Raw genomic sequence first — 14422 nt, 5'->3', positions numbered from 1 at the left:
CCCCGTGGGGAGCGGCCCCTCTCTCAGCTGCTCAACAAGCCGAGCGCTGCGTCAGGCGGCGACGACCTCGATGTTGACCTTGGCGGCAACCTCGGGGTGCAGACGCACGGACGTCTCGTGGGCGCCCAGGGTCTTGATCGGCGCACCGAGCTCGATGCGACGCTTGTCGACCTCGGGGCCACCGGAAGCCTTGATCGCGGAAGCGACGTCGGCCGGGGTGACGGAGCCGAAGAGACGGCCGGCGTCGCCGGAGCGGACGGCCAGGCGGACCTTCACGCCCTCGAGCTGGGCCTTGATCTGGTTGGCCTGCTCGATGGTCTGGATCTCGTGGATCTTGCGAGCGCGACGGATCTGCTCGACGTCCTTCTCGCCACCCTTGGTCCAGCGGATAGCGAACTTCCGCGGGATCAGGTAGTTGCGAGCGTAGCCGTCCTTGACGTCGACGACTTCGCCGGCGGCACCGAGGCCAGAGACCTCGTGGGTAAGGATGATCTTCATTGTTCGGTCACCCTTCCCTTAGCGCGCGGTGGACGTGTAGGGCAGCAGCGCCATCTCACGGCTGTTCTTGACGGCCGTGGCGACGTCACGCTGGTGCTGCGTGCAGTTGCCGGTCACGCGGCGGGCACGGATCTTGCCGCGGTCGGAAATGAACTTCCGCAGCATGTTCGTGTCCTTGTAGTCCACGTACGTGACCTTGTCCTTGCAGAAAGCGCAGACCTTCTTCTTAGGCTTGCGCACAGGCGGCTTCGCCATGGTGTTTCTCCTGTGTGATCAAGAAGTGGGGTTGCGAGCCCTTAGAAGGGGGGCTCGTCCGAGTAGCCGCCACCGCCACCGCCGCCGGAGCCGGAGCCTCCGCCCCAGCCGCCGCCGCCCTGATTGCCACCGGCGGGAGCGCCGGTCGCCCAGGGGTCGTCGGCCGGAGCGCCGCCCTGCTGGCCGCCACCGGGGCCTCCGCCCCAGCCGCCGCCCTGCTGGCCGCCGCCACCGCCGCCGCCGTAACCGCCCTGGCCACTGCGCGCGCCACCGGCGGTCTTGGTGACCTTGGCCGTGGCGTTGCGCAGGCTGGCGCCGACTTCCTCGACGTCCAGTTCGTAGACCGTGCGCTTGACGCCCTCACGGTCCTCGTAGGACCGCTGCTTCAGCCGGCCCTGCACGATGACGCGCATGCCTCGCTGGAGCGACTCGGCGACGTTCTCCGCCGCCTGACGCCAGACCGAGCAGGTCAGGAACAGGCTTTCGCCGTCCTTCCACTCGTTCGTCTGGCGGTCGAAGGTGCGGGGAGTGGACGCGACACGGAACTTCGCGACCGCCGCACCGGACGGGGTGAAGCGCAGCTCGGGGTCGTCGACAAGATTGCCGACGACCGTGATGACGGTCTCGCCTGCCATGGGGGAACCTCTCGGCGGGTTTGCTCTGGCTGCTTGGTTGCTGCTACTCGAATCCCGAGATCAGCTGAGCGGGGAAGCTCAGTGGGTCTCGGGGCGGAGGACCTTGGTCCGGAGGACCGACTCGTTCAGGTTCATCTGGCGGTCGAGCTCCTTCACGACCGCAGGCTCGGCCTGCAGGTCGATGACCGAGTAGATGCCCTCGGGCTTCTTCTTGATCTCGTACGCGAGACGACGACGGCCCCAGGTGTCGACCTTCTCCACCTTGCCGTTGCCCTCACGGACGACGGAGAGGAAGTTCTCGATCAGGGGGGAGACAGCGCGCTCCTCCAGATCGGGGTCGAGGATGACCATCACCTCGTAGTGACGCATGTGGAACCCACCTCCTTTGGTCTCAGCGGCCACGGTCGTTCCGTGGCAGGAGGGTTGTGATGCGTACGCAACGGTATCGGCCACCACTGACAATCGGGGGTTCCCGCCGGGATCCCCGCAGCGGCCTGGGCAGACACCGGTACAGACGGTACAGACTACCTGCACACCTGCTTCCGGTTGAAATCCGGCGGTGAGGACCGTCAGTCTGTACACATCGGGTGTGTATGGCGCTACAGTGCGCCGCGATCCGCAGGAGGTGCCACATGGCACAGCAGGCATTGCGACCCAACACCGCCGGATCCCTTCTCGCCACCGACGGCAAACCCCATCCGCTCCAGAACACGCTGATGGCGGTGACGCTGGTACTCGGCGTGCTGGCCTTCGTGACCGGCTTCTTCCCCGGCCTCCACCTGCTCAGCTCCTGGGCCGGCCTGGTGGGCCTGTTCGTGGGCGCGTACGGGCAGTGGATCTCCGTGACCACCCGTCAGCGCTTCGGCATGGTCCTGGGTCTCGGCGCCTCCGGCGTCGGCTTCATGCTCGGCATGGCCAACGGCGGTCTCTTCGGCGGCCTCGTCAGCTGACCCTCCGCGACACCTGACCGACAACTTCCCCCCACCTCGTGTACGCCTCGCCGGTCACCGGCCGTGGTGAAGGTGCCGCACGCCCCAGCCGGGGCGCTCGCAAGGCGCAGTAGGCTTCGGCGCGAGAGCCGGAGCCCCTGAACCCATGGGGACACACCAGCCCGAGGAGCGCCCCGACATGAGCCTGACCCTGAGGACCATCAGCCGCGAGCAGCATCTGGCGTACATCCAGAGCCTGCCGTCGGCCAGCCACATGCAGGTCCCGGCCTGGTCCGATGTGAAGGCCGAGTGGCGTTCGGAGAACCTCGGCTGGTTCGACAAGACCGGCCAGCTGGTCGGCGTGGGCCTGGTCCTCTACCGCCAGCTGCCCAAGATCAAGCGCTACCTGGCGTACCTGCCCGAGGGCCCGGTCATCAACTGGTACGCGCCGAACCTGGACGACTGGCTCCAGCCGATGCTGGCGCACCTGAAGCAGCAGGGCGCCTTCTCCGTGAAGATGGGCCCGCCGGTGATCATCCGCCGCTGGAACGCGGACACCATCAAGAAGGGCATCCAGGACCCGGACGTGAAGCGGCTGCGCGACCTGGAGGCCGACTACATCGAGCCGCGCGCCTTCGAGGTGTCCGACAAGCTGCGCCGCATGGGCTGGCAGCAGGGCGAGGACGGCGGCGCGGGCTTCGGCGACGTCCAGCCGCGTTACGTCTACCAGGTGCCGCTGGCGAACCGCTCCCTGGAAGACGTCCACAAGAACTTCAACCAGCTGTGGCGCCGCAACATCAAGAAGGCCGAGAAGGCCGGCGTCGAGGTCGTCCAGGGCGGTTACCAGGACCTGGCGGAGTGGCAGCGGCTGTACGAGATCACCGCGGTCCGCGACCACTTCCGGCCGCGCCCGCTGTCGTACTTCCAGCGCATGTGGACGGCCCTCAACACCGAGGACCCCAACCGCATGCGGCTGTACTTCGCCCGCCACAACGGCGTGAACCTGTCGGCGGCCACCATGCTGATCGTCGGCGGGCACGTCTGGTACTCCTACGGTGCCTCGGACAACATCGGGCGTGAGGTCCGCCCCTCGAACGCGATGCAGTGGCGGATGCTCCGCGACGCCTACGCGCTCGGCGCCACCGTCTACGACCTGCGCGGCATCTCCGACTCGCTGGACGAGACGGACCACCTGTTCGGCCTGATCCAGTTCAAGGTCGGCACCGGTGGCCAGGCCGCCGAGTACCTCGGCGAGTGGGACTTCCCGCTGAACAAGCTGCTCCACAAGGCGCTCGACATCTACATGTCGCGCCGCTGAGCCCAGGCGTTTGATTCCATAGCCTTCACAGCTTTCACCTCTGCGATCCACCGCAGCCACGAGAAAGGTCCCGGGTCCGGCCATGGCGCTCACGCTCTACGTCGACACCGCGCGCTGGCGGGCGCACCACAAGCACGTGCAGGAGCGGTTCCCGGGCCTGGTCCCGGTCTGCAAGGGCAACGGCTACGGCTTCGGACACGAACGGCTGGCGGAGGAGGCCACGCGGCTGGGCTCGGACATGCTCGCCGTCGGCACCACGTACGAGGCCGCCCGCATCAAGGACTTCTTCAGTGGTGACCTGCTGGTGCTGACGCCCTACCGGCGCGGCGAGGAGCCCGTGCCGCTGCCGGACCGGGTGGTCCGGTCGGTCTCCTCGATCGATGGCGTGTACGGCCTCGTGGGCGCTCGTGTGGTCATCGAGGTGATGTCCTCGATGAAGCGGCACGGCATCAGCGAGCAGGACCTGCCGCAGCTGCACCAGGCCATCGAGAACGTCCGGCTGGAGGGCTTCGCCATCCACCTGCCGCTGGACCGCACCGACGGCTCGGACGCCGTCGAGGAGGTCATCGGCTGGATGGACCGGCTGCGCGCGGCCCGGCTGCCGCTGCACACCATGTTCGTCAGCCACCTCAAGGCCGAGGAACTCGCCCGGCTGCAGCAGCAGTTCCCGCAGACGCGGTTCCGCGCCCGCATCGGAACACGGCTGTGGCTGGGGGACCACGAGGCCACCGAGTACCGCGGCGCGGTCCTGGACGTCACGCGGGTGACGAAGGGCGACCGCTTCGGCTACCGGCAGCAGAAGGCGGCCTCGGACGGCTACCTGGTGGTCGTGGCCGGCGGAACGTCGCACGGGGTGGGCCTGGAGGCCCCGAAGGCCCTGCACGGCGTCATGCCGCGCGCCAAGGGCGTGGCACGGGCCGGCCTGGCGACGGTGAACCGGAACCTTTCGCCATTCGTCTGGGGCGGCAAGCAGCGCTGGTTCGCCGAGCCGCCGCACATGCAGGTGTCCATCCTGTTCGTCCCGTCGGACGCTCCGGAGCCGACGGTCGGAGACGAGCTGGTGGCCCATCTGCGGCACACCACCACGCAGTTCGACCGGATCGTCGACCGCTGACGCTCGGGCCGCCGGGCGGCCCAGGGCAGCGAGAAGGCCGTACACGAAGCGCTCGTGTACGGCCTTCCTCATGTCGGGGGCCCGCCGGGACGTCGGCCCCGGTGAGTGTTCGCTCAGAGCGAACGGCCCTCGTAGGGGAGTTGCTCCGGCCTTCCCCAGGCCACCTGAGGAGCCTCGACGGGCGCGGCGTGCCGGGCGGGACGGGCCGCGGGACCGAGCACGAAGACGTCCTCCGCGCCGTCGAGCACCCCGCCCGAGGGATCGTCGTCCCCGCTCCGGCGCACCACGTCCCGCTCGGGCATGAGGATGTCCCGGACGACGACGGCGCACAGGTACAGGGTGCCGAGCAGATGGATCGCGATCGCCCAGTGGTAGCCCTGCGTCGGCAGCCCCTTGTGGGCGTCTCCGCTGGTCGTGTAGGCGAGGTACATCCAGATGCCCAGGAAGTACGCCACCTCGCACGCCTGCCAGATCAGGAAGTCCCGCCACTTGGGCCGGGCCAGGACCGCGAGCGGCACGAGCCACAGGACGTACTGCGGGGAGTAGACCTTGTTGGTGAGGATGAAGGCCGCGACCATCAGGAAGGCGAGCTGGGCGAAACGCGGCCTGCGCGGGGCGGTGAACGTCAGCGCAGCGATGCCGAGGAAGCACAGCACGACCAGCACGGTGGCCGCGGTGTTGACGAAGTCGGTGGTCGGCGGATTGCTGGAGTTCTGCGCCCAGATCAGCCAGAAGGAGCCGAAGTCGATGCCCCGGTCGTGGCTGAACGTGTAGAACTTCGACCAGCCCTGGAAGGCGAACAGCATCACGGGCAGGTTCACGACCAGCCAGGCCACGACGGCTCCGCCCACGGCCTGGAAGTACTCCCGCCACCGGCCGGCCCGCCAGCACAGGACGAGCAGCGGGCCGAGCAGCACGACGGGATAGAGCTTGGCGGCCGTGGCGAGCCCCAGGAGGACCCCGAAGGCCGGCGCCCGGCCCCGGGACCACATGAGCATCGCCGCGGCCGTCAGGGCCACCGCGAGGAGATCCCAGTTGATGGTGGCGGTGAGGGCGAAGGCCGGCGCGAGAGCCACGAGCAGACCGTCCCAGGGGCGCCGGCGCTGGGTGCGGGTCACACAGACCGCGATGACGGCCGTGCACACCATCAGCATCCCGGCGTTGGCGAACCAGTACCACTGCTCCTGGTGCTGGATGGAGCCGCTGCCGGGGGTGAGCCAGGCGGCGACCTCCATGAACACACCGGTCAGCACCGGATATTCGAGGTAGTCCATGTCGCCCGGGAGCTTGTCGAAGTACGGCACGAGACCGTCGGCGAAGCCACGCCCCTGGTACAGGTGCGGGATGTCCGAGTAGCAGGCGTGCGTGTACTGCGAGCTGGCACCGAAGAACCAGGCGCTGTGGTAGCAGGGCGCCTTCTGAACGAGGCCGAGTGCGAACATGCCGATCGCGACGAGCGCGATGACCCGGACGGGCGTCCACCACGTCGTCGCGAGCAGGGCGCGCCGCCCGATGGGGCCGCCGATCAGTTCGCTCCCGGCCGCGGCGACCTCGTCCTCCCTGGTCGGCCGGACCGGTTCCACGTCGGAGGGCCGCACAGGCTCGGGCTCGTGCACCCCGGCGGGCGTCATCTCTGCACTGGGCATGGGGCACATCCTGCCGTACCTGCCCATGAAAACGCCGTGGGCCGCCGCACCTCGTGAGTGCGGCGGCCCATGTTTCACGTGAAACACCCTTGCCGGGCGGTATGACCGGTCTGGGGCCAGATGACCCCGTTAGCCATTCTGACCTGCGAAGAGACCCCCGTTGCCATTTCCTCTGGTGTTCCCGGTCCCGGTGGTGTCCGTGACACTCGGCGAGGGTGACGTCCCTCCGGTGCCGCCGTTCCCGCCGTTCCCGTTGCCGCCGCCGTCGGCGGTGTTGCAGTTGTTGCCCCAGCCGAACTGGCAGGACTCGCTGGGGGACGGGGACGGGGAGGTGGTGGACGACACGCTCGGCGACGGGGTCGGCGAGTCGCTCGGCGACTCGCTCGGCGTGATGGTGACCGACGGGGTCGGGGACGGCGCGCCGGCCTCGTCCTGCACGTCACCGATCTTCCCCGCCTCCGGGAAGCCGGGGTCGTTCGCGTTCTTCAGCGCGGCCCTCATGTACTCGGTCCACACCGAGGTCGGAATGTCACCACCGTGGATGGAGTCCACTCCGGCGGTGCCGTTCATGGACAGCAGCTTGTGGTCCTTGGGGTTCTCGCGGAACATCGCCACCGACGTCGACAGCTGCTGGGTGTAGCCGACGAACCAGGCCGACTTGTTCTTGTCGGTGGTACCGGTCTTGCCCGCCGCCGTACGGCCCAGGGCCTTGGCGTTCTTACCCGTACCGTTCTGGATGACGTTCTGCAGGACGTCCGTGACGTTGTCGGCGATCGGCGCGTCCATCGCCGGCTTGACCTTGGGCTTGGTGAAGCCCGGCAGGTCCGTGCCGTCCTTCTTCACGGCGGTCACCGAGTACGGGTCCGCCTGCTTGCCGGAGGCCGCGAAGGTCGCGTAGGCGTCCGCCATGCGGATCGCGCTGGGGGTGGAGGTACCGATGGCGAACGACGGGTTGAGGTCCTGCGACATGCTCGCGTCGAGGATGCCGGCCGACCGGGCCACGTCGCGGACCTTGGACATGCCCACATCGACACCCAGCTGCACGAAGGGCGTGTTGATGGACTGCTCCATCGCCTTGCGCAGCGTGATGTAGCCCCACTTGTGGGGACTCTCGTTGTTCTGGAAGAAGAACGAGTTGTCCTTGTTGAGGTAGTACGACCCGTCTGGCCTGCGCACCTTCAGGTGGTCGTCGCCGTTGTACTTGCTCAGCGGCGAGACACCTACGCCGTCGGACTTGTACGTGCCGTACTCCATCGCCGCGGCCAGCACGAACGGCTTCCACGTAGAACCGACGGGGACACCGGAGGTGTCGGCGTTGTTGGTGAAGTGGCCGTTCTCGTAGCCGTCGCCGCCGTAGAGGGCGACGATCGCACCGTCCTTGGGGACCACCGACGCCGCACCGAACTGGACGTACTTGTCCAGGCTGCGGTGCTTGGGGTCGAGCCGGTCCTTCTGGATCTTCTTCACGGCCGCACTCAGGGCGTTGACCTTCTCCTTCTTGAAGGTCGTGTAGATCTGGTAGCCACCCTTGTCGAACTCCGCCTCCGTGATGTTGGAGTGGTTCAGGACGTACTTCTTCGCCGTGTCGGCCAGGTAGCTGATCTGGCCGGTCATGCCCTTGGTCGCCTTGCGGCCCTGAACCGTGGGGTACTTCGCGATGGCCTTCTGGTAGTCGGCGTCGCTGATGCGCTTGTCCTTGTGCATCTCGCCGAGGATCCAGGCCCAGCGCTCCGTGGAGCGCTTGAGGTTGGACTTGGGGTCCGCCGACGGGTCGAGGTCGGCGTTGCCGGCCGGGTCGTAGTACGTCGGACCCTTCAGCAGCGCCGCGAGGAAGGCGCACTGGCTCGGATTGAGCTTGACCGCGTCCTCGCCGAAGTAGGTCTGGGCGGCGGCCTGGATGCCGTACGCGCCACGGCCGAAGTACGAGGTGTTCAGGTAGCCCTGGAGGATCTGTGGCTTGGTGCGCTTCGTGCCCACCTTGATGGAGATGAACATCTCCTTGAACTTACGGGTGACCGTCTGGTCCTGGCTGAGGTAGGTGTTCTTGACGAACTGCTGGGTGATCGTCGAACCACCCTGCGTCTGACCGCCTCGCGCCATGTTCGCCAGCGCTCGCGCGATACCCATGGGGTCCACGCCCGAGTCCTGGTAGAAGCTCTTGTTCTCTGCCGAGATCACAGCCCACTGCATGGCCTCGGGGATCTTGTCGATGGTGACGTTCTGGCGGTTCACGCCGGTGCCGGTGGCCACCATTTGGGTCCCATCCGCCCAGTAGTAGACGTTGTTCTGGGACTTGGCGGCGAGGTTCTCGCTGGGGATCTGCACCATCGCGAAGCCGATGCCCACCATGGCGACCAGGCAGCCGACCAAGCCGACGAACAGACCCGACACGAGCTTCCAGGACGGCACCCAGCGGTGCCAGCCGTACTTGCCCGACCGCGGGTAGTCGATGAACCTCTTCTTGCCCGGTGCGGTCGTGGCACGGCCTCTGCCGCGACCGGGGCCGGTCGGTCCGCCCGGGCCCCCCCGGCCGCCGCCAGGACCCGCGTTGTCGGCGGTCCTGCGCCGGCCGCCGCCCCTCTGGGTCGCGCGGCGCGCCTCGGCACGGCTGCCGTAGGCGCGCTCCTCACCCCCCGGGCCGTAGGGATCCGCCCCGTAAGCACTGGACTCAGGGGAGTCGGAAGAAGACCCGGTGGCGCCTCGCGGTGCCGCACGGCGGCCGGAGGCGGGGCCGGACTGTCCGCGTCGGGCCGCGGCACGTCCGCCTCCCTGCGGCTGCGGCGGTTTGCGACGGTGCTCGCTCATCGAACGATTACTCCTCGGGCAGGCGCACCCGTGCGCGCCTGGAAACGGCGGTGGTTTCCGGTCCCCCCGAAGTACGGATGTGGTCGTTCCCGCATTCACCCGTACTGCACCGGGGACGAGGACGCCCCCCAGGCATCACTTGGTTCCCGGTGGTGTGCATGCCGCACAGACTACGCACCGTCAAAACCAGCCGAGCCCCGAAGTTCACCCCAAAACAGGCAACTCACCTCCTACGAATCGGTGATGTGATCCCGTTCACCGTCCTCCCCCTTGTCGCACGCGGAGCGCCGTTCTATCGTCATGATGTATCGAGTCGATACATCAGGGCGAGATAAAGACGCGGTGGGCCGAAGGAGGCGATCATGAGCCGGCGATCCGGCATCCTCGAGTTCGCCGTACTCGGGCTGCTGCGCGAGTCCCCCATGCACGGCTATGAGCTGCGCAAACGACTCAATACGTCTCTGGGTGTATTCCGGGCGTTCAGCTACGGGACCCTGTACCCCTGCCTCAAGACGCTGGTCACCAACGGCTGGTTGATCGAGGAACCGGGCAGCACCCATGAGGACGCCCTTGCCGCTCCTCTCGCCGGACGCCGCGCGAAGATCGTGTACCGATTGACGGCAGAAGGTAAGGAGCACTTCGAGGAGCTGCTCTCGCAGACCGGTCCCGACGCGTACGAGGACGAGCACTTCGCCGCACGGTTCGCCTTCTTCGGGCAGACCTCGCGGGACGTGCGCATGCGCGTACTGGAGGGCCGGCGCAGCCGCCTGGAGGAGCGCCTGGAGAAGATGCGCGCCTCGCTGGCACGCACGCGAGAGCGCCTCGACGACTACACGCTTGAGCTCCAGCGCCACGGTATGGAGTCCGTGGAGCGCGAAGTGCGCTGGCTGAACGAGCTCATCGAGAGCGAGCGGGCCGGTCGGGACCGGAAGGGTTCCGCATCCGGGGGGTCCGCTCAGCAGGACACCACATCTGGATCGACGGGCGGCCTGCCCCGTCCCGGGGACACCCCCGGGACGGATACGCCCGGCGACACCGCCACGTGAGACCCACTCAGGGCCTCACTCGTACACACAGGGAGCAACCGGAATGGGTTCGGTTCGCGTAGCCGTCGTCGGCGTGGGCAACTGCGCCGCGTCGCTGGTGCAGGGAGTCGAGTACTACAAGGACGCCGACGCGGCCTCCAAGGTCCCCGGCCTGATGCACGTGCAGTTCGGTGACTACCACGTGCGCGACATCGAGTTCGTCGCCGCGTTCGACGTGGACGCCAAGAAGGTCGGTCTCGACCTCGCGGACGCGATCGGCGCCTCCGAGAACAACACCATCAAGATCTGCGACGTGCCCAACTCCGGTGTCACCGTCCAGCGCGGCCACACCCTCGACGGTCTCGGCAAGTACTACCGCCAGACCATCGAGGAGTCCGAGGCCGAGCCGGTCGACGTCGTCCAGATCCTGAAGGACAAGCAGGTCGACGTTCTGGTCTGCTACCTGCCCGTCGGCTCCGAGGACGCGGCGAAGTTCTACGCCCAGTGCGCCATCGACGCCAAGGTCGCCTTCGTCAACGCCCTCCCGGTCTTCATCGCCGGCACCAAGGAGTGGGCGGACAAGTTCACCGAGGCCGGTGTGCCGATCGTCGGTGACGACATCAAGTCCCAAGTCGGCGCCACCATCACGCACCGCGTGATGGCCAAGCTGTTCGAGGACCGCGGTGTCATCCTGGACCGCACGATGCAGCTGAACGTCGGCGGCAACATGGACTTCAAGAACATGCTCGAGCGCGAGCGCCTTGAGTCCAAGAAGATCTCCAAGACGCAGGCCGTCACCTCGCAGATCCCCGACCGGGACCTCGGCGAGAAGAACGTCCACATCGGCCCGTCCGACTACGTCGCCTGGCTGGACGACCGCAAGTGGGCCTACGTCCGCCTCGAGGGCCGTGCCTTCGGTGACGTCCCGCTGAACCTGGAGTACAAGCTCGAGGTCTGGGACTCCCCGAACTCCGCGGGTGTCATCATCGACGCCCTGCGCGCTGCGAAGATCGCCAAGGACCGGGGCATCGGTGGCCCGATCCTGTCCGCCTCCTCGTACTTCATGAAGTCCCCGCCGGTCCAGTACTTCGACGACGTGGCCCGGGACAACGTGGAGAAGTTCATCCGCGGCGACGTCGAGCGCTGAGCACCGAAGAGAACGCTCCTGCCAGGGCTGTGAGGGTCCCCGGGCTTCCTGGCCCGGGGGCCTTCCGCGTGTGTGAGGCTGTTCGCCATGTCCGTCGTCCGTGACCTGCGCGTCCTGCTGAGTCTGCGGGACTTCCGGCGCCTGCTGTCCGTACGTCTCCTCTCCCAGGGAGCCGATGGCGTCTACCAGGTCGCGCTGGCCGCCTACGTCGTCTTCTCCCCGGAGAAACAGACCTCCGCCGCGTCGATCGCCTCGGCGATGGCGGTCCTGCTGCTCCCTTACTCCCTCGTCGGCCCCTTCGCGGGCGTCCTGCTGGACCGCTGGCGGCGCCGCCAGGTGTTCCTGTACGGCAATCTGCTGCGGTCCCTGCTGGCGGCGGTGACCGCGGTCCTGATGGTCACCGAGGTCCCGGACTGGCTGTTCTACGTGTCGGCGCTCTGTGTGACGGCCGTCAACCGCTTCGTCCTCGCCGGACTGTCCGCCGCCCTGCCGCGAGTGGTCGACTCCGAGCGCCTGGTGCTCGCGAACTCACTGTCCCCCACGGCCGGCACGCTGGCCGCGACCGTCGGCGGCGGTCTCGCCTTCGCTGTTCGTCTCGTGGCGTCGGGCTCCGACGCCGCCGTGGTGCTGCTCGGTGCGTTCCTCTACCTGTGCGCGGCTCTGACCGCGCTGAGCATGGCTCCCGCTCTGCTCGGCCCCGACCGGGCACCGGAACAGCCGCATCTGAGGACCGCACTCGCCGACACCGCACGGGCGCTGCTCGCGGCCGTCCGGCACCTGACCGAGCCCCGGCGCCGCGAGGCGGTCTGGGCGCTGGCCGCGATGACGCTGATGCGCTTCTGCTACGGCGCGCTGCTCGTCCTGCTGCTCATGCTGTGCCGCTATGCCCTCTCCGCGTCCCCTGACGAGGGCCTGCGGCTGCTCGGGCTCGCGCTGACGGTGTCCGGTGCGGGGTTCTTCGCGGCCGCCCTGGTGACCCCCTGGGCGGTGGGGCGGATCGGCCCGGTCCGCTGGATCGTGGTCTGCGCCGGCGCGGCCGCCGTGCTGGAACCCGCACTCGGCCTTCCCTTCGCCGCCGGTCCCCTGCTGGTCGCGGTCTTCGTCCTGGGTCTCATCACCCAGGGCGCCAAGATCGCCACGGACTCGATCGTCCAGGCGTCGGTCGACGACGGATTCCGGGGCCGGATCTTCTCCCTGTACGACGTCCTCTTCAACGCGGCCTTCGTCGGGGCCGCCGGACTGGCGGCCCTGATGCTGCCACCGGACGGCCGCTCGGCGACGCTGGTGGTACTCGTCGCCCTGCTCTACGGACTGACCGCAGTGGCCGTGGCCCGCTTCGATGCTCACCGGAACGACAAGAGGGGCGACGTTTCACGTGAAACATCGCCCCCTTGCTAGGGACGCGGCGCGTGTTTCACGTGAAACACGTCCCGCTCTCGGGAGTCAGCCTTGCTCGACCCACCACTCCTTGAGCGCTGCCACCGCCGCGTCGTGCTCCATGGGGCCGTTCTCCAGGCGCAGCTCCAGCATGTGCTTGTACGCCTGGCCGATGACCGGACCCGGGCTGACGCCCAGGATCTCCATGATCTGGTTGCCGTCGAGGTCCGGACGGATCGCGTCCAGCTCCTCCTGCTCCTGGAGCTGGCCGATGCGCTCCTCCAGGCCGTCGTAGGCGCGGGACAGCGCCGCCGCCTTCCGCTTGTTCCGCGTGGTGCAGTCGGAGCGGGTCAGCTTGTGCAGGCGGTCCAGCAGCGGCCCGGCGTCCCGCACGTAACGGCGCACCGCAGAATCCGTCCACTCACCCATGCCGTAGCCGTGGAAACGCAGATGGAGCTCGACCAGCCGGGAGACGTCCTTCACCAGCTCGTTGGAGTACTTCAGGGCCGCCATACGCTTCTTGGTCATCTTCGCGCCGACCACCTCGTGGTGGTGGAAGGAGACCCGGCCGTCCCCCTCGAAACGGCGCGTGCGCGGCTTGCCGATGTCGTGCAGCAGCGCCGCCAGGCGCAATGTCAGGTCAGGTCCGTTCTGCTCCAGCGCGATCGCCTGCTCCAGCACGATCAGCGTGTGCTCGTACACGTCCTTGTGCCGGTGGTGCTCGTCACTCTCCAGGCGCAGGGCCGGCAGCTCGGGCAGGACGTGGTCGCCGAGCCCGGTGTCGACCAGCAGGGTCAGTCCCTTGCGCGGGTGCGAGGAGAGGATCAGCTTGTTCAGCTCGTCCCGGACCCGCTCGGCCGAGACGATCTCGATGCGCCCGGCCATCTCCGTCATCGCGGTGACGACCTCGGGCGCGACCTCGAAGTCCAGCTGGGCGGCGAACCGGGCGGCCCGCATCATCCGCAGCGGGTCGTCCGAGAACGACTCCTCAGGCGTACCTGGGGTGCGCAGCACACGGGCCGCAAGGTCCTCGAGACCGCCGTGCGGGTCGATGAACTCCTTCTCGGGCAGCGCCACGGCCATCGCGTTGACCGAGAAGTCGCGACGGACCAGGTCCTCCTCGATGGAGTCGCCGTAGGACACCTCCGGCTTGCGCGAGGTGCGGTCGTACGCCTCGGACCGGTAGGTCGTGATCTCGATCTGGTAGCCGCCCTTGTGCGCGCCGACGGTGCCGAAGGCGATCCCGACCTCCCAGAGGGCGTCCGCCCAGGGACGGACGATCTTCAGGACGTCCTCGGGGCGCGCGTCGGTGGTGAAGTCCAGGTCGTTGCCGAGACGGCCGAGCAGCGCGTCGCGGACCGAGCCCCCGACCAGGGCGAGCGAGAACCCGGCCTCCTGGAAGCGGCGGGCGAGATCGTCCGCGACGGGAGCCACCCGCAGCAGCTCGCTCACGGCGCGGTGCTGCGCCTGGTTCAGGGCAGAGGGAGTGTCATCGTTGGCGTTCGGCACAACAGAAGAGGGTACGTGGCCAGGAGCCCCCGAGGCGCCCCCATAAGAGGGGGTATTCCCACCGCCTGCCGTACCTGCACAACCCCGGCACTTACGCCGTACTGCCGCCCTCTCCTCGATACTGGACAGAGAGGACGGTTCGCCGCTTGCTTCCGATCTTGTGA

General features: G+C 68.1%; 13 protein-coding genes. 6 read left to right on the top strand and 7 right to left on the bottom strand.

All coding sequences use genetic code 11. The annotated features are described in order from the left end of the window. Positions 1-51 precede the first annotated feature (51 nt). From rplI to rpsF, 4 genes are all read right to left on the bottom strand, one after another. Positions 52-498, bottom strand: a complete 447-nt coding sequence (rplI, locus tag V7E45_RS09560) for a 50S ribosomal protein L9 (protein ID WP_020941080.1) — start codon at positions 496-498, stop codon at positions 52-54. A gap of 18 nt (positions 499-516) precedes the next feature. Further along, on the bottom strand, positions 517-753 hold the full coding sequence (gene rpsR / locus V7E45_RS09555; protein ID WP_003949403.1) for a 30S ribosomal protein S18: 237 nt from the start codon (positions 751-753) through the stop codon (positions 517-519). A 41-nt stretch (positions 754-794) separates the two neighbouring features. Further along, positions 795-1388 carry a single-stranded DNA-binding protein gene (locus V7E45_RS09550; RefSeq protein WP_333773682.1) on the bottom strand — a complete coding sequence of 198 codons (594 nt, stop codon included), beginning with the start codon at positions 1386-1388 and terminating at the stop codon, positions 795-797. A 78-nt stretch (positions 1389-1466) separates the two neighbouring features. After that, positions 1467-1757 carry a 30S ribosomal protein S6 gene (gene rpsF / locus V7E45_RS09545; protein WP_004950685.1) on the bottom strand — a complete coding sequence of 97 codons (291 nt, stop codon included), beginning with the start codon at positions 1755-1757 and terminating at the stop codon, positions 1467-1469. A 263-nt stretch (positions 1758-2020) separates the two neighbouring features. Between rpsF and V7E45_RS09540 the strand changes: the two genes are divergently transcribed. The 3 genes from V7E45_RS09540 (at position 2021) to V7E45_RS09530 (ending at position 4749) form a co-directional block, all read left to right on the top strand. Then, positions 2021-2338: a hypothetical protein gene (locus V7E45_RS09540; RefSeq protein ID WP_333773680.1), complete on the top strand. Its 318-nt coding sequence runs from the start codon at positions 2021-2023 to the stop codon at positions 2336-2338. 178 nt (positions 2339-2516) lie between these two features. Then, complete coding sequence (locus V7E45_RS09535) at positions 2517-3635, top strand: lipid II:glycine glycyltransferase FemX (protein WP_333773679.1); 1119 nt, start codon at positions 2517-2519, stop codon at positions 3633-3635. Between the two features lie 82 nt (positions 3636-3717). Further along, entirely contained in the window at positions 3718-4749 is a 1032-nt protein-coding gene (locus tag V7E45_RS09530) for an alanine racemase (RefSeq protein WP_333773678.1), read from the top strand. A gap of 113 nt (positions 4750-4862) precedes the next feature. Here the strand turns inward: V7E45_RS09530 and V7E45_RS09525 are convergent, their stop codons facing one another. After that, positions 4863-6395 carry a glycosyltransferase family 87 protein gene (locus V7E45_RS09525; protein WP_333773677.1) on the bottom strand — a complete coding sequence of 511 codons (1533 nt, stop codon included), beginning with the start codon at positions 6393-6395 and terminating at the stop codon, positions 4863-4865. A gap of 129 nt (positions 6396-6524) precedes the next feature. Next, positions 6525-9200 carry a transglycosylase domain-containing protein gene (locus V7E45_RS09520; protein ID WP_333773676.1) on the bottom strand — a complete coding sequence of 892 codons (2676 nt, stop codon included), beginning with the start codon at positions 9198-9200 and terminating at the stop codon, positions 6525-6527. Between the two features lie 362 nt (positions 9201-9562). Between V7E45_RS09520 and V7E45_RS09515 the strand changes: the two genes are divergently transcribed. The 3 genes from V7E45_RS09515 to V7E45_RS09505 all read left to right on the top strand — a co-directional run bounded on the left by V7E45_RS09515 (position 9563) and on the right by V7E45_RS09505 (position 12770). Beyond that, complete coding sequence (locus V7E45_RS09515) at positions 9563-10246, top strand: PadR family transcriptional regulator (RefSeq protein WP_333773675.1); 684 nt, start codon at positions 9563-9565, stop codon at positions 10244-10246. A 43-nt stretch (positions 10247-10289) separates the two neighbouring features. Continuing rightward, entirely contained in the window at positions 10290-11372 is a 1083-nt protein-coding gene (locus V7E45_RS09510) for an inositol-3-phosphate synthase (RefSeq protein ID WP_333773674.1), read from the top strand. A gap of 87 nt (positions 11373-11459) precedes the next feature. After that, positions 11460-12770 carry an MFS transporter gene (locus V7E45_RS09505; RefSeq protein WP_333773673.1) on the top strand — a complete coding sequence of 437 codons (1311 nt, stop codon included), beginning with the start codon at positions 11460-11462 and terminating at the stop codon, positions 12768-12770. A gap of 45 nt (positions 12771-12815) precedes the next feature. Here the strand turns inward: V7E45_RS09505 and V7E45_RS09500 are convergent, their stop codons facing one another. Then, positions 12816-14258 (bottom strand): CCA tRNA nucleotidyltransferase, encoded by a 1443-nt coding sequence (locus V7E45_RS09500; RefSeq protein WP_333773672.1) that lies wholly within the window; start codon positions 14256-14258, stop codon positions 12816-12818. Between the last annotated feature and the right edge of the window lie 164 nt (positions 14259-14422).

The organism is Streptomyces sp. IBSBF 3136 (genome assembly GCF_036815105.1).
GTDB lineage: Bacteria > Actinomycetota > Actinomycetes > Streptomycetales > Streptomycetaceae > Streptomyces.
Note: the sequence above shows the minus strand (reverse complement) of the source record. Positions and strands in the feature narration are given on the sequence as shown.